Source organism: Mesorhizobium sp. M2A.F.Ca.ET.043.02.1.1, assembly GCF_003952405.1.
Taxonomy (GTDB): Bacteria; Pseudomonadota; Alphaproteobacteria; order Rhizobiales; family Rhizobiaceae; genus Mesorhizobium.
Genome location: NZ_CP034445.1, coordinates 2,727,620 through 2,749,614 on the forward strand (window position 1 = coordinate 2,727,620; position 21,995 = coordinate 2,749,614).

The 21,995-nt window shown below is 58.9% G+C and carries 17 protein-coding genes and 3 pseudogenes; 1 reads left to right on the plus strand and 19 read right to left on the minus strand.

Going from position 1 to position 21,995, the window contains the following annotated elements; genetic code table 11:
- Window positions 1-58: 58 nt before the first annotated feature.
- The 16 genes and pseudogenes from EJ068_RS12920 to queC form a co-directional block, all read right to left on the minus strand.
- The gene (locus EJ068_RS12920; RefSeq protein ID WP_024505270.1) at window positions 59-436 is read right to left on the minus strand and encodes a hypothetical protein; all 378 of its coding nucleotides are present in this window, start codon (window positions 434-436) and stop codon (window positions 59-61) included.
- A 13-nt stretch (window positions 437-449) separates the two neighbouring features.
- Window positions 450-1,748, minus strand: coding sequence for a SidA/IucD/PvdA family monooxygenase (locus EJ068_RS12925; RefSeq protein WP_063169368.1), 1,299 nt, complete (start codon window positions 1,746-1,748; stop codon window positions 450-452).
- 842 nt (window positions 1,749-2,590) lie between these two features.
- Window positions 2,591-3,463: a universal stress protein gene (locus tag EJ068_RS12930; protein ID WP_126087041.1), complete on the minus strand. Its 873-nt coding sequence runs from the start codon at window positions 3,461-3,463 to the stop codon at window positions 2,591-2,593.
- Window positions 3,464-3,558: 95 nt separating this feature from the next.
- The gene (locus tag EJ068_RS12935; RefSeq protein ID WP_224571202.1) at window positions 3,559-4,263 is read right to left on the minus strand and encodes a response regulator transcription factor; all 705 of its coding nucleotides are present in this window, start codon (window positions 4,261-4,263) and stop codon (window positions 3,559-3,561) included.
- A gap of 107 nt (window positions 4,264-4,370) precedes the next feature.
- Window positions 4,371-4,850, minus strand: a complete 480-nt coding sequence (locus EJ068_RS12940; protein ID WP_024505267.1) for a NifX-associated nitrogen fixation protein — start codon at window positions 4,848-4,850, stop codon at window positions 4,371-4,373.
- A gap of 16 nt (window positions 4,851-4,866) precedes the next feature.
- Window positions 4,867-5,364, minus strand: a complete 498-nt coding sequence (nifX, locus tag EJ068_RS12945; RefSeq protein WP_063169371.1) for a nitrogen fixation protein NifX — start codon at window positions 5,362-5,364, stop codon at window positions 4,867-4,869.
- Window positions 5,361-6,713 carry a nitrogenase iron-molybdenum cofactor biosynthesis protein NifN gene (gene nifN, locus EJ068_RS12950; RefSeq protein ID WP_126063827.1) on the minus strand — a complete coding sequence of 451 codons (1,353 nt, stop codon included), beginning with the start codon at window positions 6,711-6,713 and terminating at the stop codon, window positions 5,361-5,363. Before nifN ends, nifX begins: the two co-directional genes overlap by 4 nt.
- Window positions 6,714-6,721: 8 nt before the next feature.
- A complete protein-coding gene (nifE, locus tag EJ068_RS12955; RefSeq protein ID WP_095489376.1) occupies window positions 6,722-8,197 on the minus strand; it encodes a nitrogenase iron-molybdenum cofactor biosynthesis protein NifE in 1,476 nt (491 codons plus the stop codon).
- A gap of 61 nt (window positions 8,198-8,258) precedes the next feature.
- Window positions 8,259-9,800, minus strand: coding sequence for a nitrogenase molybdenum-iron protein subunit beta (gene nifK / locus EJ068_RS12960; protein ID WP_126063826.1), 1,542 nt, complete (start codon window positions 9,798-9,800; stop codon window positions 8,259-8,261).
- Window positions 9,801-9,929: 129 nt separating this feature from the next.
- The gene (nifD, locus tag EJ068_RS12965; RefSeq protein ID WP_024505262.1) at window positions 9,930-11,432 is read right to left on the minus strand and encodes a nitrogenase molybdenum-iron protein alpha chain; all 1,503 of its coding nucleotides are present in this window, start codon (window positions 11,430-11,432) and stop codon (window positions 9,930-9,932) included.
- An 87-nt stretch (window positions 11,433-11,519) separates the two neighbouring features.
- A complete protein-coding gene (gene nifH, locus EJ068_RS12970) occupies window positions 11,520-12,413 on the minus strand; it encodes a nitrogenase iron protein (protein WP_024505261.1) in 894 nt (297 codons plus the stop codon).
- A 1,051-nt stretch (window positions 12,414-13,464) separates the two neighbouring features.
- A pseudogene (locus EJ068_RS33260) lies at window positions 13,465-13,661 on the minus strand (7-carboxy-7-deazaguanine synthase QueE); the annotation flags it as partial.
- A gap of 160 nt (window positions 13,662-13,821) precedes the next feature.
- On the minus strand, window positions 13,822-14,574 hold the full coding sequence (locus EJ068_RS12980; RefSeq protein ID WP_126063825.1) for a carbonic anhydrase: 753 nt from the start codon (window positions 14,572-14,574) through the stop codon (window positions 13,822-13,824).
- A gap of 770 nt (window positions 14,575-15,344) precedes the next feature.
- Entirely contained in the window at window positions 15,345-16,070 is a 726-nt protein-coding gene (gene queE, locus EJ068_RS12985) for a 7-carboxy-7-deazaguanine synthase QueE (protein ID WP_164752747.1), read from the minus strand.
- A gap of 5 nt (window positions 16,071-16,075) precedes the next feature.
- Window positions 16,076-16,432 (minus strand): 6-carboxytetrahydropterin synthase QueD, encoded by a 357-nt coding sequence (gene queD / locus EJ068_RS12990; RefSeq protein ID WP_126063824.1) that lies wholly within the window; start codon window positions 16,430-16,432, stop codon window positions 16,076-16,078.
- On the minus strand, window positions 16,432-17,130 hold the full coding sequence (queC, locus tag EJ068_RS12995) for a 7-cyano-7-deazaguanine synthase QueC (RefSeq protein WP_063170389.1): 699 nt from the start codon (window positions 17,128-17,130) through the stop codon (window positions 16,432-16,434). Before queC ends, queD begins: the two co-directional genes overlap by 1 nt.
- A gap of 492 nt (window positions 17,131-17,622) precedes the next feature.
- Between queC and EJ068_RS13000 the strand changes: the two are divergent.
- Window positions 17,623-17,740, plus strand: a pseudogene (locus EJ068_RS13000) (transposase); the annotation flags it as partial.
- 13 nt (window positions 17,741-17,753) lie between these two features.
- On the opposite strand, the pseudogene EJ068_RS13005 reads toward EJ068_RS13000, so the two are convergent.
- The 3 genes and pseudogenes from EJ068_RS13005 to hisC form a co-directional block, all read right to left on the minus strand.
- Window positions 17,754-18,960, minus strand: a pseudogene (locus EJ068_RS13005) (IS3 family transposase).
- 244 nt (window positions 18,961-19,204) lie between these two features.
- A complete protein-coding gene (locus EJ068_RS13010) occupies window positions 19,205-20,239 on the minus strand; it encodes an LLM class flavin-dependent oxidoreductase (RefSeq protein WP_095484287.1) in 1,035 nt (344 codons plus the stop codon).
- Between the two features lie 94 nt (window positions 20,240-20,333).
- On the minus strand, window positions 20,334-21,449 hold the full coding sequence (hisC, locus tag EJ068_RS13015) for a histidinol-phosphate transaminase (protein ID WP_126063823.1): 1,116 nt from the start codon (window positions 21,447-21,449) through the stop codon (window positions 20,334-20,336).
- Window positions 21,450-21,995 lie beyond the last annotated feature (546 nt).

Consider the following 21,995-nt stretch of genomic DNA (forward strand, 5'->3'; position numbering starts at 1 on the left):
GGCCAGCTGACGTTAACCTGAATGTCGGCTTTCGACGGCTCACCTTAGCGGCTGCCGTTTAGGAAGGTGAGAGTTTGGCTGGCCCGCTGGCGATAAGACCGGCTTCGGCGTCCTGGAGTAGTCGCACTTCGGCGATGGGGTCGAAAGTGCGGGAGAGGCTCGGTACCCTTGCAGCCACCGCCGCATGTGGCCCGGCGTCATAATTCGCGTCGCGGTTGCCAACGGCGGCGTTGGGCTCGATCCACGTGGCGTTGAGCCCGACAGCACGTAAAGCTGCATCGTGATTGAATGCCCTTTGCTGTTTCACGCCAAGCAGGAGTCGCGCGACGCTACCTTGCTCAAGCGCGAGCAGAGCGATCTGACGCCGTAGGAATATTGCTCGTCCCGCTTTTGCCGCCAGAGGCGGAAATCTTTCCTGAATGCCACCGCCGATCATCAATATCGACGAATCATATCCCGCTGCCCATTTGTTCGACTCCGAGGTCGGGCCAGCACTCCGTCAAGGGACGGTTGATGAACCCTAGATGCTCGGGATTGGCGCATGGCGCGCGCCGCAGAAGGCTGTCAAGGATGCGGCGCGCTCGCCAGGCCAGCAGCCCAAAGTTCGGATCAGCCAGCCCGCGCTGTCCAAGGCAGGCGTTCTGAACGAAAAGGCGTCGGTCTCGCGGTCCGTCCCAGTACACCGAAAAATCCTCGCCGATGGCGAGCTCATTGCCGATCTGTTCGAGGCGATCTGCGATCGGTTCTAGGAAACCCGGCAGCGGTTTCTCGTACCCGGTGGCCAGGATGACGATATCGGCGGTTACTTCTCCGATGTTGTCCAAGCCGCGTTGCAGCGTGAGCCTGTGCCCTGCTCCGGCATTGATGCAGCGCGACACGTTGCAACTTGGCCGCAATGTGATCTCGCATTGGTGTGGCTCGAGAAAGGCGTGGTGGTAGAGCGCCTGATAGACCGCGCGCAACTTGCTTTCTGAAATGCCCTCGGAGGCAAGCGCGAAACGCCGCAGGAACAGCTGTCGATGCACCTCGCTCATCGCAGCAAAACGATCCGAGAAGCATGGCGTGAACAGCCCGTTTGTGAACGCGTGGTCGTCGAAAGGCATCTCGCGCGTCAAGACCCATGTGATCGCCGCGGGCCGCCGTTCTTTCGGCCGGCCGACAAGGTGCAGTAGCAGCTCGGCTCCCGACTGTCCGCCGCCAACAACGCAGACATGCTTTTTTTGCACCTCAGGATTGATGTGGGCCAACTCAGATGAGTGGAACAGGTTGGGTCCAGTCCAGCCATGAAACTGAGGCGGAATTTGCGCCTGCTTGCCTATGTCGATGACGAGGTTTCTTGCATCAAGGACCGCGTTGTCCGTCCGCACGCGAAACTCGCCGTCAAAGCGGATTTCGCGAACGGCCTCGCCGCCACGGACAAGCGGATTCTTCTGGAACGCCCAGTTGAGATATTGGGCGAACTCGGCTCTAAGCACCCCGTGAAATTGCGCATTGAGGAAATTGTAAAGACGCCCGTTCTCGTGGAGGTAGTTTACGAATGTGTAGGCTGATCGCGGATTGACCAGAGTAACCAGATCCTGGAAGTGGCCGACCTGGAGCTCCGCGCAATCGAAAGCGCTGCCTGGATGTCCTCGGAAATCGACCTCCCGGTCCAGGAACAGTGCCCCTTGCGCAATCTCTTCCTGTATCTGACACGCAAGGCTCAAATTAGATGGTCCAGCACCCACACCAATACAAAAGAGGTCCACTTATCCTTACTCCTCTAGGAGTGTTTTCCAACTCAGCGGCATGTTGACGTCGATTGCCGGGCATTGAGCAATGCGAACCTCACAGGCATGCTTGAGCCGCGGTCCCGACTGAGAGGACAGCAAAAGCGTGTGCCGCCTTCCAGGTCTTGGGCTCAATGTCGGCGGCATCGACAGCGGCGCGGCGTGATCCGAACCCAAGAGCAGAAGGAAAGTGTGTGATGCTGTCGCGCGGCTCTTCCGGATCTTACGGCGGCTTCTAGCGCCGGCCTCCACCCCAGGAGTGGCTGTTTCCCTGCCACGACGGAAGCGGCTCTTTCTTTCGAGGGGCGTAACCATGGATAACGGCTCTTAATGCTTTCGGAGACTCCCATGCATGCGGCGTGCCGGATAAAGACCTGTCAAACCAACGAGTTCGCGCAGTTCCAGCTCGTCTGGAATCCGACATTGTCGCACGCCCGACGATCGGGCAGGGGAAGCTCCGCGGCAGCGGCCCTTGCACACCGCAGGCTGACAGGGACAGCCGCCGATTTGACGCGCGTCCGGGTACTGATAAGGGGCCTTCCAACAGGGTTCGCGCACGAGGCGGGGTCTCCTGGTACACCCGCCCTGTGGCTTGGCTGCGGTCTGCTGCAGCCGTTCGTCTTTACTGCCCGTTGCGGACGATCTCGCACGAGTTGGTTCACGAGAGCGTCGTGAAGCAGTCGAGGCGTCCGGTTTGGCTCTGACAAGCGTCGCAAGATGTTCGCGGATCCAGCCATGTCTCCGCAATCCGACCGGTAACCGACGACGACTTCGGACTGGTTGGCGGTCCTACGACCTGATCGGTGTTCCTACGGAGCTGATCAGCGAGCCAAAAACAGCGGCAATGTGGTCTTCCCAAAGCTCCAGCTCGGCGGACCGCCGAAAATCCGCTCACGCAGCCCACGGCTGCCATAAGCACCCATAACCATCATGTCAGCACAGATGTCGTTCGCGTGCTGGGTCAGCACTGTGCCCGCCGATTTGCCGGCGCTCTTAAGCAGGTCAACGGAGACCCGAGCACCGTGCCGAGTAAGATAGGCAGCGATGTCAGCTCCAGACTGCGCGCCTTTCCCGTTGTTTTGCGCCTTTGGATCGACCATAGCGACACAGACTTCCTTGGCAGCGGATAGGATACTAAGAGCTTCCCGAACCGCACGCGAGGCCTCTACACGCGAATCCCAGCCGACCAGCACGCGTCGAGGCGACAGCGTCGCCTTAACGCCCTTCGGCACGATGAGCACCGGCTTTCCGCTATCGAACAAGCAGCCGTTGACAACAGGAGGTCCGAGAGTCTCATCGTTGAGGAGGTCTCCTCCAACGATCGTCAGGTCAGCGCAGAGCGCCCGCTGTCGTGCCACTTCACCGAGGCTAGCCGGATCGCAATAGTCGGTGTCAACGTCACAGGAAAGCGACATAGCTTTCAGCCTTTTGAGGATATCCGCGGACCGTCTTTCCATTCTGGTCACGTCCTGTGAAAATTTCTCGATTTGCTGAAATCGATAGTTCGGTACTGCAATTGCCTGTGCACGTCCTGTATTCCATTCGGGGGGCGGAGACAACATCAAGAGCAATGGAGGCGGTATAATGAGTACCGATAGGTGCGCGCCGACCTCGGCACACAGTCCGGCAGCTGTTGTGAGGTCCTCATCAGAATGATCAGCACCCGTCACACTGAATATGCTTTTAAATTCCATTTGCCTGCTTCTCCTGGTCTTCGTTAGGAGCGCCTCAAAGCGGCAACACCGCTCTCAGGAGGAAGAGAGAGCGGCACCACGTTCGATCACCGATTTCAGTCGTCCGGCTTCTCGAGCGAGTAGCCGGCCGACCTGACGGTGCGAATGACGCTGCCGGGCAAGGCCGTTTTCAGCGCCCTCCTGATTCGGCTGATATGGACATCGACGGTGCGTGCACCGACATGAATGTTGGGCAGCCAGGCCGCCCCGATAAGCTCGTCCCGGCTGAAGACCTTGCCGGGGGCCTCAATCATAAGCCGCAGCACGTTGAAATCGATCCGTCCGAGATGGATGTCGTGGCCATTACCGCGAACCCGATGGGCATCGAGCTTCATCTCCAGGCCTCCACAACAAATCCAACTGTCGTTTTCAACCCCGTTCGGACCACGCTTGGTCAGCCCGAGCCTCGCCCGCAGGCAGTCGAGCAGCTTGGCCGGAGCCACCGGCCGCACAAAGCTCTCAACGCCTGCCTTCAAGAGATCGAGGTGCTGGTGCTCGGCGCCAGGCGCGATCAGGGCGATGATAGGCAGGTCGGTGGTGCGCGGTTCCCGCTTGAGGTGGGCGCAAATTGCGGACCCGTTTATGCTGGCTGGGTCGCAATCCAGCACTACGGCCTGAAGCTCCCGTTGTTCGGCCAAGGCCAGCGCAGCCTTCGCGCCGTCTGCCGTCTCACTGCTGAAACCGTCAACCTCCAGTATGTGGCTGTAGAGCAGATAGAACTCGGCATCTTGCGAGCAGATCAGGACCAGCGGCTTCTTCATCGGCGATACCCCAACAACCTGGTCGGCCTCGAGTCCCTGGATCGAGGGGACTGGCCAACATAGTTTCTCGGGTCCGTCATGATGGCCTTTCTCGAAAATCGCGCCCATCATGCCAGCGCCACGTGGGGAAAGGTTTCGATGACTGAAATCGCATCGTCGACCAGCTTCGTACCGGCCGTGGCGAGCTTCAGGAGCGTCTCGAAGCCAAACCGGTGGACATCGCGCAGCGTTTTGGACAAAACGACCAGCCGTCCGGTCGTGAAAAGCACCCGACCAAAACCCTCATGGCTCACCTGGATCATCGGCGATGCCATAAGGCCGCAGCGCTCCTCGATCGCAAGCCCGATGGCGGCGTAGTACTTGTCGAGCCTCCACAGCACGTCGGGATCGGGATCTCCGATGATTGGGATCCCTCGGCGCTGTTCCTTGGTAATGATGAAGTCGCCCAGCAGCTCAGCGTCCGCTTTGCGTTCCCACGAGCCATAGGAATCCTGAGAACGGATCAGCCGCACGAGGCATTTGACGAACGGGGTGCAAAGAGCCGCCTCGTCTTCGGCGACAGCTGGGGGGATTGCGGGGTCAGGCATTGGCGTCCTCCTCTTTTCAGTCCTCGTCCTCGAAGGACGGTTTCTTTTCGGCAATGCCCGCTCGCGCCAGCACCTTGCGCAGCCAAGGCGGAGGACACGTCCTGAGCATCATCTGCGTGCGCAAGAGCACCTGTGGGATCGATTGGGGCTCCGCCACTTTGATCGGGTGGATTTTTGCCGCGACAAGCTTGGCTGCCGAAGGGCCGCCAATTGCCAGACAAAACAGGATCTGACAGCCCTTGAGCGCATCCACCTTTGGCGTGATGCGATCATCGCGCTCGGCCCGATGCTCCCCGCTTTCATCGGACACGTCATCGAAGGCCACGGCTTCTACGAGATTCCATTCCTCGCGCGTCACGTCGTAGACAGCAAAGCGCCTGGCCGACCCGAAATGGGCGTTGAGGTCCTGCATGTCCTGAGTGGCGATCGCAACGCGCAATGCGCCCTTACGTCGTTCAGGCATCGGGGCGAAAACCTCACTACTGACCAGCGAGAGGCGGCGAACAGCGTTCATCGTGATATTTCTCGATTACGGAGTGGATCAAGCGCCTCAGGAGTGGGCGCGTGTTGGTTGGCCTGGAAGATGCTGGCGACCTCGAAGATCATGTCGCGGGTGCCCTGATAGAGAATTGCGAGCTTGTGCTGGCTGCCTAGTCGATCGAAGACCGGGAACCCGATGCGCATGAGCGGAATTCGGAGCCGCTCCGATGCTTGGCGCCCGTGCGAATGCGTGACAAGCAGGTCAGCACCGACGGCAAGACTTTCCAGATCGCCGAGATCGCCGATCTGAACCGAAACCGCCGGGACTTTCTCGAGAATTTTAGACCTGTCGGTCGTTGTGACGGCCGCGGCTATCTCGGAGCCGAGGCCAGCAAAGAAGGTCGCAAGTTGGAACAGCTGGTCTGGTTCGGCAGCGATGGCAATTTTCTTGCCGCCGAAATGGAAATGTCCGTCGAGCATCGCGTCCTGCAATTGCGCCCGGCGCCGGCGCACGCGGGCCGGTACCGCCGCGCCCGAAATCGCAGACAGCAGCGACACGAAGCGGTCCGTGTCCTGCAGCCCAGTCAGTGACTGGAACAACACGTAAGGCACGCCGGTCAACCCGTGCAGCGCTTTCGCCGGGCGGCGCATGTGCTCACCGATGGCGATGCATTGCATGGCCGTGCCCAACTCGCGAATGTCTTCGACGCTGGTGCCGCCGTATGTGGTCGCTACCCAGCGGTCAGGAACCGTACCGTCGAGCGAGCCTGAAATGTCGGGCAGAATAACCGGCTTGAGCCCAAAGCTTTCAACCATGTCCCGCATATGCTCGATGTCGGCGATAGAGAGGTTGCATCCGGGCAGGATTGCGATCTTCTTCGGGTGCCGCGCCCGTTCGCCCGAGCGCGTAATCCCTTCGATCATTGCGGTGACTGCCTTGGCCCAGCCCTCTTCGATCGCGCCGTCAAAATCCGGCGTGTTGGCCAGCACGACCTCCGTACCCGCAAGCTGTTGCGTGTGCTTCCGCATGATGTTGGCAATATCACCCGCGCAATCTTCGCCACGCGTCTCCACCAGCGCGGTCGTGCACACCCCGATCAGCGTTGGCTTCGTGCGGTTCTTGAGGTTGAGGATCGCCTCTTCCAGATGGTCGGCTGCGCCGAGGATGGTCGCCACCTCATCCATCGCCGTAGTCTGCAAGGGAATCGCTTCTTTGAAGTGCCGCACGAAGAGAACGAGCGCAAAGCTTGTGCAGCCTTGGCTGCCGTGGAACAGCGGCATCGCACCGTCGACGCCAAGAAAGGCAAAGGCGGCACCCAGCGGCTGCGACGACTTCAGCGGGTTGACTGCCGCCGATTTGCTCTGGGGAAGGATGCGGGCCATCGGTCGCCTCAACACTCGTGTGCCGTCGCGCAGGCGAATTCATCAAACAGGTACGCGGTCTCGTTCCTCGTGCACGGCAATTCGCCTATCAGCTCAGGCTGGCAATCCCACGGGGCCGGCTGGCGCACCTGAGACCAGATCGGATTGTGAATGGCGAGGTCGATCTGGCGTACGAGTTCCACCATGCCGTCATAGCCGGCATAAGGATGCTGGCGCTCCTGGTTGATATCGAGCCAGGGCGTCTTGGCCTTGAGCGCAATGAATTGCGTGCGACCGCCCGACAGCATGATATCGGCCCTGTGTTCAGAGAGCATGGCGTACAGCTCGCTCGCAGCCATGGATTCGAACATGTGCTTGTCGTGCTTGAGAACTTGTTTGATGCGCTCCTTGTCCTGCACCGTAGATTTCTTGATCGAGGTGCCGACGATCTCGATTCCGATCTCCATCAGCGCATGGACAACCGACCAGGACTTCACACCGCCTGTGTTGAGCAGCACGCGCTTGCCTTGGAGCCTTTGCCGGTAGGATTCGAGTTTCTTCCACGCGATCGCCTCCTGCTGCGCGATCAGCGTCTCTGTGCGCTCGAGGATCTCCGGATCGGCGCCCTTCCTCACCAGCAGCCTGACAAGGTTTCGAAGAGCTTGCGATGTGTCGGAGATGCCATAGAAGGAGCCCTCGAAGAACGGGATGTCCCAGCGCTCCTCCATCTTGCGGGCAAGACTGATCAGCGCGGTCGAGCACACCATCATTGCCGCCCGGGCGCGGTGCGCGGAAGCAATGTCGCGGTAACGCGCATCGCCGGGAATGCAGGCGCGCACCCGGATCCCGAGCCGATCGAGGAGCGGCTTTACAAGCCAGAATTCGCCCGAGAGGTTGAATTCGCCAAGGATGTTGATGTCGTAGGGTCCGGGGTCGTCGGGTTCGACCGTGCCGATGACATGATCGAGCAACGCCTCGGCGGCGAGCTTATTGCCGAGGTTCTTGGAGCCTGCCAGGCCAGGCGCATTGATCGGCACCACGGCCAAACCGAACTTTTCCGTGGCGCGTTTGCACACGGCCTCGATGTCGTCACCGATCAGCGCCGTTACGCAAGTCGAGTAGACGAAGATCGCCGGCGGCGCGTATGTGTGCTTGATCTCGCGGATCGCCTTGAAGAGTTTCCGCTCGCCCTGCCCCATCACAAGGTCGAGTTCGGTGAGGTCGGTCGTGAAGCTTGTCCGCCACAAGGTCGGCCCTGACGAAACCGCACCACGGTTGTCCCAAGAATTGCCCTCGCAGGCGAGCGGCGCATGGACCAGATGCGCAACGTCGGTGATCGGCTGCAGGACGATCTTGGCTCCGTCAAAGGCGCAGCCGCCGGCTGCCGCCCCTGGTGTCAGCGACTTCGAGCAGCCCTCCTTGCGCGCCTTGGCATCTTTGCCACGGTTCTTATCGCAGGCGGGCTCATCGAAGGCGTCCTTGATTTTGGCGCTGAGGGAGGACATTGCTCAGCCTCCCCAGTCCATTGGGCAAGGAATGGCCTCGGCGAAAAGCCGGCCACGGCTCTTAGCGCGTGAGGTCATAGGAATAATCCGTCACACCCGTCTCGCTCGTCTCGCGATCGAGTTTGTCGAAGATCTTGTCGAGGATCGTCGTCAGCACGCGCAACGCTCCCTGGTAGCCAAAGAGCGCAAAGCGGTGATGATGGTGCCGATCGAAGATCGGAAACATCAGCCGGATCAGCGGTGTTCCGGTGTCGCGCTCCAGGTACTTGCCGTAGGAATTGCCGATCAAAAGGTCCACCGGCTCGGTAAAGAGCAGTGAGCGCAGCGCCCACAGGTCCTTGCCCGCCCAAACCTGGGCAGCCTTGCCGAAAGGCGAGGATGCTAGCAGCTTCTTCAAATCGGCTTCCCATGCCGAGGTGCCATTGGTGGCGAGGCAATGGGTTGGCTCGCCGCCGGTCTCCATGACAAAGCGGGCCATTGCGTGAACGAAGTCGGGATCACCGTAGATGGCGTATTTCTTACCATGCAACCAGGATTGGCTGTCCGCCATGGCGTCTACCAGTCGGCCGCGCTCGAGGCGAATTGCCTCGGGAATCTCCTTGCCGGAAATCGCCGCGACCTCCATCAGGAATTCGTCCGTCGCCTGAACGCCGAGCGGATAGTGGAACGAGGCCGTCGCCTGCCCGACCTCCTCGCAATAGCCCAGTGTCTTTCGGGTGTTGTGATGCTGCAGCGAAAGCGTTGCCTCGGCGTTGAGGGCCTTCTTCACCTCGTTGATCTTCGTGCCCCCGTCATACATGCGGTATTCACCGTCCGAAGGCGTATCGAACTGGTCAGAGGCATCCTGGATCAATGTATAGGACACGCCCATTACATCGAGCAGGCGCTTGAGCTCCCGGTTGTTGCCGACGCAGAAGCCGTCGAAGCCCGGAATGATGTTGATGGTTCCTTCGATTTGCGTACGCTCCTGACCTTTCCAGAAGTGCTCCAAAATGCCTTTGACCATGTTGTCATAGCCGTCGACATGACTGCCAACGAAGGCCGGGGTGTGGGCAAAGGGCACGTCGAAGTCGCGCGGGACTGAATCTTCGTCCTTGGCGTTCTGGATGAAGCTGTGCAGGTCGTCGCCAATGACCTCTGCCATACAGGTCGTCGACACGGCAATCATCTTGGGGTCGTAGAGCTGGTAGGTGTTGGCGAGCCCGTCGACCATGTTCTTCAGGCCGCCAAACACCGCCGCATCCTCGGTCATTGAGGAGGAGACCGCCGCGGCAGGCTCCTTGAAATGGCGCGACAGGTGCGAGCGGTAATAGGCGACGCAACCTTGGCTGCCGTGGACGAAGGACATGGTTCGCTCGAAGCCGGCGGCAGCGAATACCGCACCCAGCGGCTGGCAGGCCTTGGCCGGGTTCACGACAAGCGCTTTGCGGGCGAGGTTCTTTTCGCGGTATTCCCACGTCTGGGTGAAATCGCGCTGATCGGAAATGATTTCATCGGGGTGCGGACATTCGAAGTTTAGCTTCTTCTCAGCGAGCATCTTTCTGTATTCCGGCTCGCGGAACAGGGGAGCGTGATCGAGAATTTTTTCAGCCGACTGCGGCATGATGATTACCTCTTTTGCATCTGGCTGCGCGGGACGGCAGCTCAGGACGTCAAGACGTTCCAGGCTCCGGCGGATCAGAGGCCGCGGGAGTTCACCGTCTCAGTGGGAGACTGGGGCTGAAGCAAATGTTTATTCGGCAGCCATCGCCCGCTCATCGCCCCGGCTTCTTTTCCAAGGCGCGTGGAATAGGTCCCAGACCGGGTTGTTAATGGCGAGATCCACATCACGTGCGAAAATGGCAAAGCCATCGTAGCCGTGATACGGGCCTGAATAATCCCAGGAATGCATCTGGCGGAACGGTATGCCCATCTTCTGCACCGGGTATTTTTCTTTGATTCCCGAGCCGACCAGATTTGGGCGAATCCCTTCGATGAATTTCTCCAACTCATAGCCGGTCACGTCATCGTAGATCAGCGTGCCGTTCTTCACGTAGTGGCCGGTGCGCTGATAGTCGTCGCTGTGGGCGAATTCATAGCCGGTGCCCACGATGACCATGCCGAGGTCCTCGTAGGCCGTGACGACGTGGCGGGGGCGCAGGCCGCCCACATAGAGCATCACGGTATTTCCTTCCAGGCGCGACAGGTACTTGGCGATGACCGCATCAACAAGCGGCCTGTACTTGGCAATGACCTTTTCGGTCTTCTCCTCGATTTCCGGCCCAAAATGCTTGGCTATGTTGCGCAGAGAGGCTTCGATCTGGGAGGGACCGAAGAAATTGTACTCCATCCAGGCGACGCCATACTTTTCCTCCATATGCCGACAGATGTAATTCATCGACCGGTAGCAGTGGATAAGATTGAGCTTAGCCTTCGGGGCGCGCTCGATCTCTGCGAGTGTGGCGTCACCCGACCAGTTGCCAACCACGCGCAGCCCTATCTCCTCAAGCAGTATGCGCGAGGCCCAGGCATCGCCGCCGATATTGTAGTCGCCGATGACGTTGACGTCGTAGGGGCCGGCCTCGAACTTGACATCCTTTTTGTCGAAGACCCAATCCCGGATTGCATCATTGGCGATGTGGTGGCCAAGCGACTGCGAGACGCCGCGGAAGCCCTCGCAGCGTACCGGCACGATCGTCTTGTCATACTCCTTGGTCTTTTTGCGAGAAACGGCCTCGGTGTCATCGCCAATCAGGCCGATAGGGCATTCGGACTGCACGGTGATGCCGTTGTTGAGCGGAAACAAGACTTCAATCTCGTCAATGATCTGTTCCAGCTTCTTGTCGCCGCCGAAGACGATGTCCTTCTCCTGGAAATCGGAGGTGAACTGCATTGTCCCGAACGTGTCGACGCCCGTTGTACCGACGTAGTAGTTGCGGCGCTGCGACCAAGAATATTGGCCGCAGCCGACCGGGCCGTGCGAGATATGGACCATATCCTTGACTGGCCCCCACACCACGCCTTTCGAACCAGCATATGCACAGCCGCGAATCGTCATCACCCCGGGAATGGACTTGATGTTCGATTTGACGTCGCATTCGGAAAGGACCTCGCTTTCCCCGCCAGCCTCGTTGCCGCTCTTTGCGACGTTGAGGTGCTTCTTGCGGCGCTTCGCCGCCTTGTCGGGATAATGCGACAGCACCTCTTCGATAAGCTTCGCATGAAGAGCACCGTCATTCTCGTATTCCCGGCTCATGAGTCCCCCTTTCAAGGTTGGGTGACGCCTCAAAGAATAGGCGCCGTTCTCTGCAAGGCGCGCCGATTCATGGCAGCGCTAATGTCACTACTGGGCCGCCGCCTTCGCCGCTTCCTTGGAGTGAAGCTCGGCAAGCATCTGCTCGTCGGTCTTCATGATGCCGAAGTCGAGCAGCATCTCCTCCAGCTCCTCCATGGTGATCGGCGTCGGGATCGTACCCTGGCCCGAATTGGCGTGGATCTTCTCGGCCAGAGCGCGGTATTCCCCTGCCTGCTTTGAGTCCGGCGCGTACTGGATCACCGACATCTTCCTGAGTTCGGCATGTTGGACGATGTTGTCGCGGGGCACGAAGTGGATGAGCTTGGAATTCAATCGGCCAGCCAGTGCTTCGGCCAGATCGAGTTCGCGGTCGGTTTGACGTTCATTGCAGATCAGCCCGCCCAGCCGCACACCGCCCGAATGGGCATATTTGAGGATGCCCTTGGCGATGTTGTTGGCGGCATAGAGCGCCATCATCTCGCCGGACATGACGATATAGATCTCCTGGGCCTTGCCTTCGCGGATCGGCATGGCGAAGCCGCCGCATACCACGTCGCCGAGGACGTCATAGGAGACATAATCGACATCGTCATAAGCGCCATTCTCCTCGAGGAAATTGATCGAGGTGATGACGCCGCGGCCGGCGCAACCGACACCCGGCTCGGGGCCGCCGGACTCCACGCACTTGATGCCTCTGTAGCCCACCTTGAGCACGTCCTGGAGTTCGAGGTCTTCCACCGAACCTTCCTGTGCGGCGAGATCCAGGACGGTATCCTGAGCTTTCGAATTCAGGATCAAGCGTGTGGAATCGGCTTTGGGGTCGCATCCTACGATGAGGATTCTCTGCCCGAGGTCGACAAGGGCAGCGAGCGTATTTTGGGACGTGGTGGACTTGCCGATGCCGCCTTTTCCGTAAAAGGCGATCTGACGCAGACCTGACATAATAGCTTTCCTTCCTTCGTTCTAATCATCGCGACTGCCCGCGACACAAGTGCCGATAGGCAGCTCGTGCCGCCTCACACCAAGCATCGCAAAAAGCGTACCAGCGTGATCGGCCGATCCCAGAAAAAACTTTGTCATTAAATTCCAGCCGCTTAGACGGCGGCAAAACGCGCGAACGGGCCTTTCAGGCGTCTGTCACGGACACGACAAAGCCGACACAGATTGTCGTGCGCCATCCAAACCGCCGTGTGTCGAGCTCGAAGCGGGAGAATGGGGAAGTTAGCCCAAAGCTGATGGCGAGACCATCGGAAGACATCGGCTCTTGTCTTTCCAGCCTGCCATTGATCGGGCGGTCGCTGGATGAGCAGGAGCCTGGGGCTTGACCGCGGCGCGGGTAGTTCAGGCAGGCTTACAGAGCGGGAACGCCGGCGGCCGATAGACATCCGCGCTTAACCTTTCATAGCCCGTCTACAAGTTGGTTCCGCCGACGCGCTATATGGAAGCCAAATAATTCAGTAGCTTAGCCGAGAGCATTGATTTTTTCAGAAAGATACGTGTTATACGCGTACGAACCGCCGAACCCATGGTCGGCGCCCTCATGCGCGTGAGACCCCGTTGTGGGCGAGGCTCGCGACTGGCTGCACGATCCTAGCCGGCCTGCTTGCCATTGAGTTTGGTCCCGCCGCGGTAGGCTGCGGCATCAAGGGCAACATCAGCTACAACACTGGCAAGAAGATTATCACGTTCTTGGACAGGAATCTTACTGGGAGACACGCATCAACAGGCGGGCGGGCGGGCTTCGAGAGGTTAGTGTCGCGGCAGCTTGCAGATCTGCCCACGGGGCCGCCACGATCGCAAAGTGTGTACAAAAGCGCCCTCTCTGCCGAACTGAACAGTGCTCACGGCCATAGCCTCGGATGAGCCCGACTGGCTTGACCTCTGCATGATGAGAGCAGCTTTTACACCAGGTGCGCAGCACATGTCTTTAACGAACGCATCGTCTTCAAGAATATAGAGAGCAATTCGGAAAACCGAGTAGTTGGCGGCGAAGCTAGGAGAAGGTATACACCACCCTCTTGTTACCCCAGAGTAGAACGTGCAGCTGCGGCAAGACGCGGGCTTCGAACCACCTGTCGCTGGTCACCTTTTCTACCAGCGATTCCATGCGCATCATATTCCGTCGGACTCGACAGAGACGTCTTCATTACCACGGCGGGGCGGCGTGTGATTGCCGGGTTGCAGACAAACCTCGCCGCGACGTCTTTGGGACGAGTGGTGTCGGCACCGAATCCCTATCATTTAGACTAGCCAGCTTGGGGAGCGCCGTCAGACCGCCAGACCGGAAGAGGAGGCTTCGCGCCAACTTGTGCCAAGAATGTTGGACCGTGCGGAACCGCTGGGGCGGCGCTCAACTCTGGCGCAGGATGAAGCGTCGATTGGGTGAATGAATAGGGCGCGCGTTCGACGGGTAGAGGGAGGCAAATCGCTGGATGTCTGCCGGATCAACGTCAACCGGTTCCATCGCCACCATCCACTCGACGTTTTCGGTGCACGGCGGCGTCGTCAGTGAGCCCTCATAAGTCCAATAGCCAAGCGAGGCTGGCAGAAGCCAGTTGGGATTCACCTCGTCGATCGTCACCTCCCCATTCGGCAGTTCGGGAAAGGCCGCAGCAAGGGCAGCAAAGCTGGCATTTGTCGCGCCGGGCGTTAAAAAGACGCCCAGCACGCCCAGAGTACCACTTTGCGTGTCCTTGTGAACGAAATGCACCTCCATCGGGAAGCTCTTGCCCGCCACGTGATGTTCGCTTGGCGCATGGAAATGGAACTGTACCAGTTCGTAGACACGATCGCTGCGGGTCAGCGTGCTGCCTTGTGGCATATTGATTTGAATGGTGTGGCCGTTGTTCACCATATTGCCGCCGCCCTTGTGCCAGCCGATGGCGATATGCGGGATATCCGCCTTGACCGCGCTGTTGATATTGATCGGCGATTGCTGCGTGCCGGCAGAGCATACGAAATTTTCCTTATCCAGATCAGCCCAGTGCTCCGGTCCGACCGGACCGGTGTACCCCCAATGGGCACTGGTCGCTTGGGCGGCTTGAACGCAAATCCGGCATGCGCCGAGCGCAACCAACCCTTTGATCAGGTGACGACGATACATATTACTTTTGCTCCTCTTGCGAACTGATGTTGGTGGCTGCCCTAATGGACGCGTGATGGCCAATCGGCGCGGCCAGTATTGTCCTTTGCAACTGATAGATGCCCGCATGCCTTGGCGTGCTTTCATAAGTGCGGCTGCCGTTTCTCGGCTGGCCGGCTTCTGCAGCCCGCAACGGGAGCAGTTTCAACCAGCTAAACGATAAAAAATTTGAGCAGACCAGCGCTTGACCCCCGCCGCAAAGGCACAGGCGAAGGTGATCACTGCGCGGCTGCCGTTCGCGCCGGAGGCCGCATCGCTATACTTTACACTCGCTGCCCAAGGAGACGCAGGCGACCCTAATACGTTTTCATCGCTACTCCCGACGCAGCCGACCCACGCCACGAAAACGTTGCTATATTTCACGTTGGGCCAGTGAGGAAATCGATCTTCTTTATGGAAGGCATTTGCGCAATGGATGCATTCCCATGCTGACAGTCGTGCGTCAGGCCGGACAATGAGATACATCGATAAGAGCTGGACAAGGATGAGGGGATGACGTGCTTGCGACGGAGCAGGTGGGGCGAGAAGGCCAGTTCTTGCGGATTTCAACTTTGCGTGACGACAGCTCATCGGAGTCAAGGTGACACACGCCGGCAGCGGGGTGTCCGGGCGGTTTCCAGCCGCACAATCGCGAGACCGCTGACGCGAACAAAGCTCGGCTGTACTCGGCACGCGAAGAGAGCCTGCCAAGCCGTTGGAGCCCGGCCTTCCGGTGCGACGCAAGCCGCAGACTAGACCGCCCTCTTGTTACCCCAAAGCAGAACGTGCAGCTGCGGCAACACGCGGGCTTCGAACCACCTGTCGCTAGTCACCCTTTCGACAAGCCATTCCATTCGCATCATTATTCCGTCCAAGTCGACAGAGGCGTCTTCACTGCCAGGGCGCGGCGGCGTGTGATTGCCGGGTTGCAGATAGATCGGAAGGTGCGGATATCTCGCCGCGACTTCTTTGGCGTAGGCATAGTCACTCTCGTCGAAAACGACGAGCTTGAGCACGATTTGCGGCTTCTCTTGCGCCGCTTCGAGGCATGCATCAAACGCAGCCCAACGGGTGGTCATCTCGCTGGACGGCGGCTTTGGGCTAAGGGTCAGCACGTCAAGATCCGCAAACCACTCCCTCACCACGGAACCCTGCGTTTCCAGTGCAAAACGATAGCCCTCGCGATGGCCGCGTTCTATGAGGGGACCGAACGGCTGAATGGCCGGGTTGCCGCCTGACAAGGAGACCATAACCGGCCTGCCGCCGGAAAGCGCATGGACGGTTTGCCACACGGCATCGATCGGCATCGGTAGCCATTCATGGCGATACTGATTGTCCACCGCGTGAAGGCTGTCGCACCATGAACAGCGATAATCACATCCGCCGGTTCTGATGAACACCGTCGGCAAGCCGATGAGCACGCCCTCGCCCTGGATAGTCGGCCCGAATATCTCGCTCACACGGATTGCGGGATGCATGTCGGTCACGGACGGTATTCCGCCCAAGTTTTCGGTGTTTCGCTAACGCGCACGGCCGCGGTCTGCGGCAGACGTGCCTTGCACCATTCATAGAAATGTCTGGCCAGGCATTCCGCCGTGACCTTCTCATGTCCCAGCACGTCGTTGAGGTGCCGATGGTCGAAGCTCTCGTCAATGTAGCGTTTGAGCGGCGCCAGATCGTGATAGTCGCGCACGAAGCCGTGGGCGTCCAGTTCCTTGGCCGACAGCTCCACTACGACGACATAGTTATGCCCGTGCAGGCGCGCGCATTGATGGTTGGGAGGCAAGGAGGTGAGCTGATGCGAGGCCGAGAAGTGGAATTCCTTGGTGATGTGGAACATTACGCGCGCCTCCTGCGCAGCGCCTCAAGCCAGAAATCGGCGTCCTCGTAGTCGGTGGGATCAGCGTGCCCGGCGAGATGGAACGCTTCGCGCCGCTCGACGCAGGTCCCGCATCGTCCGCAGTGACGCACGCCGCCCTTGTAACAGGACCAGGTCTCAGCAAACGGGGTGCCGTATCTTGCGCCATCCGCAACAATGTCAGCTTTTCCGAGATTCACATACGGTGCATAGAGGCGTATCTGCGCATAGCCGTCGAGCGCGCGGTCTTGCATTGTCTGGAAAGCTTCAATGAAGGCCGGACGGCAATCGGGATAGATGAAATGGTCCCCACCATGCACGGCCGCCGCCACCGCTTCGGCGCTGTGGGCGGCGGCGAGACCGAAGGCGATTGCCAACATGATGGCATTGCGGTTCGGCACCACCGTAATCTTCATCGTGTCTTCGGCGTAGTGGCCGTCCGGCACGTCGATACTGCTAGTCAGCGCTGAGCCGGAAAGGCCACGGCCAATTTCGCCGATGTCGATGATCTGGTGCGGGACCTTCAGTCGCTGCGCGCAAAGAGCGGCGAAGCCCAATTCCTTCCTGTGCCGTTGGCCATAGTCGAAAGATAGAAGGCCGGTGAGTTCGTGCTCCGCTGCCACCATGTGAGCAAGGGAAACGGAGTCCAATCCGCCAGAGCAGACGGCGAGAGTCTTCATCATTGGTATCCTTGTTTTGACCGGGTAAGGCTGCGACCGGAGATTTCTCTGCGCCCCCACTACTCCAGCGACTCAGTTTTGTGAACCGGGAGAATTTGCGCTCAGCCCGATTGGAACGGGAGTGCGTCGCGTCCAACACGCGTGATCAATAAAAGTTGAGCGCTTCAGCAGTTTGTTTCGCATCGCGCCAACTTTCGCAATCTGCTGTCGGATCGTCGACTTCGAGACAAGGTGATGTTCGGCCGACATCGGCTGACTCTTAATTAAGCCGCAGAACACATGTTGGCTTTCTGGCCTTCGCTTGTGCGGTTGGCACGACAATTGACATTCTAATTGTGGGGCGGCACACCCCGCCAGCCGAAAGTGGCAGTGAGCTCCTTCAGGCGCAGGTTGATGTGCTGATTATTCGGCGATTTTCCGATCTCGAACCAGAAAGCGAGGGCGACATGGATGCCAGCAAATTTGACATTGGCGACATCCGCCTGGAGAACCCTGCGCGGCGCGATTGAGGCCGCAGGCGAGCCTGCTCTACCTGCCGCCCTACAGTCCCGACTTCAATCCGATTGAGAACGCCTTCGCCCAACCTAAGGCGCTGCTGCGAGCAAAGGCCGACCATCAAGGCTCTATGGGACTGACGTTGCCCCAGCAGTTTTGAGTTCGTTTCCGGCGTGGGTTGTGCCCTGCTGGGCGGGTGAAGCGACGGGCGCTGGCGCGGAGCCTTTGGCATAGCGCAGCGCGAGCGACCGTCGCGGATTGAAGGTGCTGGCGAACTTGGCCGGGGTCTGCCAGGCGATTTGGGAGTGCGGCCGCGCGGTGTTGTAGTCGGCGTGCCACAGGGCGATGGCTACGCGCGCCTGAGCCAGCGAGGTGAACAGCGTCTCGTTGAGCAGTTCATCGCGCAGTCGGCCGTTGAAGCTCTCGATGAAGCCATTCTGCATCGGCTTGCCGGGCGCAATGTAATGCCATTCGACGCGGTTCTGATCCGCCCAGGAGAGGATGGCGTTCGAGGTGAACTCGCTGCCATTGTCGCTGACGATCATCCTGGGCCGGCCGCGCTAGTGATGAGCCGGTCCAATTCGCGGGCAACCCGCATGCCCGAGAGAGACGTATCAACGATGAGTGCCAGGCACTGTCTCGTGCAGTCGTCGACGACGGCCAGGATGCGGAAGCGGCGCCCGTCGGTGAGCTGGTCCGATACGAAGTCGAGCGACCAGCACTCGTCGGGCCTCAGCGGCACCAGCATTGGCGCCCTGGTCCCGATCGCCCGCTTGCGGCCGCCACGGCGGCGAACGGCGAGCTTCTCCTCCCGATAGAGCCGGAACAGCTTCTTGTGGTTCACGACCAGGCCCTCCCGCCTCAGCATCACGAGAAGACGCCGGTAGCCGAACCGGCGACGCTCCTGCGCGATCGCCTTCATCCGCTCGCGAACCTCCCGGTCGTCCGGCCTGCTGGTCTGGTAGCGAACCGTCATGCGGCAACAGCCGATGGCTTTACACGCCCGCCGTTTGCTCATCCCGAAGCCTTCCTTCAGGCGAGCGACAGCTTTCCGCTTGGCGGCGGGCGTCACCATTTCTTTCCCACAAGGTCCTTCAACGCGGCATTGTCGAGCATGGCGTCGGCCAGAAGCCGCTTCAGGCGCGTGTTCTCGTCCTCCAGCCCTTCAGGTCGCCGAGCCTCGGTGACATCCATCCCGCCGAAGCGGGCCTTCCAATTGTAGATCGAGGCGTCGCTGACCCCGTGCTTGCGGCACAGATCGCCAACCGATACCCCGGCCTCGTGTTTCTTCAAAATTCCGATGATCTGCTCTTCAGAGAAGCGGCTGCGTTTCATGTCCTGATCCTCTGGATGGGCCAGAACGAACTTCAAACCGGATTAGATCAGAGGGGCAAGGCCTCGGCGCGGTCGTCGACCTCTTCACCCCAGCCGAATGTGCCAACTACTTCAAAGCCGCAGGATATGACCTGGATCAGATAGGACGTGCTCCAATGGTTTACACCTGACAGGAGTCCGGCCCCCACAACCGTTTCGCAATGAGGAGCAGCGCTGCCGCTGCTCCTCCAATCACACGACGGATTCACGATGCGGCAACTCGAGCCATGATTTCGGATCGAATGGCCGATGCGGTGTATAGTGAGGCATCCAGCGGCAAATCCCCAAATGCCAGTTGACACAGAAGATAATTAGCACCTGCCTCTTCCAGCTGATCAAGGAGAGCTTTTCGGACAGAATCTGCCGTTCCCACGACGCACAATTCACTTTCAATTGCTGCATCGAAGTTCAAAGGCAAGTTTGGTGGAGTGGAAATGGCATTTAGTTCGTATAGAAATTTGAAGCTATTGAGCCATCGTTCATAGGCAGGTGCTGCGAGCAAATACGCATCTGTTTCAGAACGCCCTATCACCACCATTCGGAGCAATCCAAGAAATGGCGCTTGCTGGCCAATGTCAGCATCGTGAATTCGGGCGGCGCGGAACGCGTCGGTAACGCTGCGAACAGAAGTGGAAGGTCCGACGCAGGCGATGTTTGCCCCATTCGCAGCGGCCCAGCTAGCCGGCTCGGGTCGATTGGTGGCGATCCATGTCGGCGGATGGGGATATTGGTGAGGTCTCAACGTCAGCGGAACATCTTTCAACTCAAAGTGGCGGCCCTGATAAGAAAGCGTCCCGCCTTTCATCGCATTGATGAGAATCTCACTGGCCTCCGCATACTGTTCTGGTGCTGCTTCTACAGCAACCCCGAAGTATCCCAATTCAGTGGGAGCAGAGCCGCGCCCTATGCCGAGTTCAAGCCTGCCGCCGCTCAACTGATCAAGCATGCAGATCTCCTCGAAGGCACGCAGCGGATGATAGAGCGCAAGTAGCATTACCATGGGACCAACACGAAGACTGCGGGTTCGCTGGGCGACGCTCGCTAAGAACAAATTCGGTGATGGACCTCTGCCATGCGGCGTACAGTGGTGCTCGGCGAGATGATACGCATAAAAGCCATAGCCATCGCACGCTTCTGCTAGGCTCAGCCGATCTGCATATTGTTGTGCGATGTCATCGCCGTTTTCGTCCAGATGATCGAAGATGCCGAAGGTCAGGCCCGAAGCGGAAATTTTCTTCAATTAATTGTTCTCCAAATTACCTATTATTTATTCGCTAATCATCATAGCTGGCGACATATCAGCACCTATTACTTGGCGCTTAATGTGAATTGACTTAATGCTTGTGCACACCGCGATTCTTCTTAAAGCTCATACAGACGCGTTTGGCGGCAGCAAGGAATTTGTCCATCTGCTCTGTGGTGCCAATGCTGACGCGAATACAGTTCTTCAAATCTACGTCAGGAAAGCTGGCGATGAGGATCGCCTGCTCTTTCAACGCGGCTTGCCAGCATGAGCCCTCCTGTCCCGCCGGCACACGGGCCAGCAAAAAGTTTGCGTGGGAGGGTGTTACGGAAAAGCCAAGTTGCAACAGCGCCAGGGTCACTCGCTGTCGTTCATGCTTGATGTGCCTGTGGTTCTCTTCGTAGGCGTGGCGATGCGCAAGAATGCTTTTCCCGACCGCCTGCCCGATCACGTTCATGTTGAAGACATTCTGGATGTTGCGCAGCCTGCCAATGATTTCTGGGTGACCGAAACCGAAGCCGACTCGCACGCCAGCAGCAGCATAGCTCTTTGAAAAAGTCCTCAAGATCAAAAGATTCGGATGTCTATTGACGAGGCGCAGGGCATTGTCGGGTGCGAAGTCAACGTAGGCCTCATCCAAGACGACCAAGCGATCTGCTTGCTCCACAAGGCGTTCGATTTCGGCCACCGGCACGAATGTTCCGGTCGGATTGTTCGGATTAGCCAACAGAATGAACTTCGCGTCTTTTGCGGGGCCGGACAGCAGTTTTTCTATCGGCAGGGGATGAGCTTCGCTCGATGCGATTTCGAGAAACTCGGCACCCTGCAACATGGCAAGTTTACGGTTGAACGAAAATCCGGGCGACAGCATCGCCACTCTATCTCCTGGGGCGAGGAAAGCTCTGTAGATGAGTCCGAGCAGCTCCGACGAACCGTTGCCGGCAATCACCTGATCTTTGGAAAATCCGTAAGCATCGGAGGCAGCTGCCCTTAAGCTGAGATTGTCGTCTTCCGGATAAAGATACTGGTGTTCGATCGCAGCAATTGCACTTTGCATTACGCTCTTCGGCAACGGAAACGGGTTCTCGTTCGTATTTAGCTTAACGCAATTTGCATCCGTCGCTGGTCCGTTGGACGAGAGAGCATCTAATTTGCTGGCCACCGGCGAAAAAAGCGAAAGCACGGTCTTCAGTTTTGCATCGCACATGTTCTTCTCCGTTTTTCAGTCCCGCAGGGCATGTGACATGAGGCAATAGTTGATCGTGACTTGATCGACGTTCGGCTATATCAGCGCTGCCTTCCCACCCTGGTGGGGATCGCCGACCACGGTTTGGATTTGACACCGGCAAGCTGTCGAGAACCTGATGACGACCCAACGTGTGGCCGACGGCCGATTCGGCGCAACAGACGGTGTTTCAACATCGCATCGTCCTCAAAGCCGCATGCAGGGCCTGCACGACAGCCCGTCTCCAGCGCCCGCAGATAGGTGGAAGCCGAAGTCTTGCCGAACCTCAGTTGCTCTGCCACCTGGCCCACCGGACTGCCCTGTTTATGGGTCAGGCGCAGGATATCTCTGACGCTCGTTCGTCTTGCTTGCTTCCGTCTTGGCATGGGCTCTCTCGGTTTGCTGATGAGAGAGCCAAATACCGGCTCATCTGAGCATGAGACGCAGGCCTGACGATATGGAGCGTCGCTGTGGCGCGCGTAGCCAAGAGGGTTCGCCTCGGTGGCGGGGCATGCAAGACGGCGCACC

Coding starts and splice junctions, on each gene's coding strand:
- EJ068_RS12930 (WP_126087041.1), bottom strand. CDS start 3,463: ATGGAATTTAAAAGCATATTCAGTGTGACGGGTGCTGATCATTCTGAT.
- queE (WP_164752747.1), bottom strand. CDS start 16,070: ATGCATCCCGCAATCCGTGTGAGCGAGATATTCGGGCCGACTATCCAG.
- EJ068_RS12920 (WP_024505270.1), bottom strand. CDS start 436: ATGATCGGCGGTGGCATTCAGGAAAGATTTCCGCCTCTGGCGGCAAAA.
- nifH (WP_024505261.1), bottom strand. CDS start 12,413: ATGTCAGGTCTGCGTCAGATCGCCTTTTACGGAAAAGGCGGCATCGGC.
- queD (WP_126063824.1), bottom strand. CDS start 16,432: ATGTTCCACATCACCAAGGAATTCCACTTCTCGGCCTCGCATCAGCTC.
- EJ068_RS12935 (WP_224571202.1), bottom strand. CDS start 4,263: ATGAAGAAGCCGCTGGTCCTGATCTGCTCGCAAGATGCCGAGTTCTAT.
- EJ068_RS12940 (WP_024505267.1), bottom strand. CDS start 4,850: ATGCCTGACCCCGCAATCCCCCCAGCTGTCGCCGAAGACGAGGCGGCT.
- nifK (WP_126063826.1), bottom strand. CDS start 9,800: ATGCCGCAGTCGGCTGAAAAAATTCTCGATCACGCTCCCCTGTTCCGC.
- nifD (WP_024505262.1), bottom strand. CDS start 11,432: ATGAGCCGGGAATACGAGAATGACGGTGCTCTTCATGCGAAGCTTATC.
- queC (WP_063170389.1), bottom strand. CDS start 17,130: ATGAAGACTCTCGCCGTCTGCTCTGGCGGATTGGACTCCGTTTCCCTT.
- EJ068_RS12980 (WP_126063825.1), bottom strand. CDS start 14,574: ATGTATCGTCGTCACCTGATCAAAGGGTTGGTTGCGCTCGGCGCATGC.
- nifE (WP_095489376.1), bottom strand. CDS start 8,197: ATGTCCTCCCTCAGCGCCAAAATCAAGGACGCCTTCGATGAGCCCGCC.
- nifX (WP_063169371.1), bottom strand. CDS start 5,364: ATGAACGCTGTTCGCCGCCTCTCGCTGGTCAGTAGTGAGGTTTTCGCC.
- hisC (WP_126063823.1), bottom strand. CDS start 21,449: ATGTGCGATGCAAAACTGAAGACCGTGCTTTCGCTTTTTTCGCCGGTG.
- nifN (WP_126063827.1), bottom strand. CDS start 6,713: ATGGCCCGCATCCTTCCCCAGAGCAAATCGGCGGCAGTCAACCCGCTG.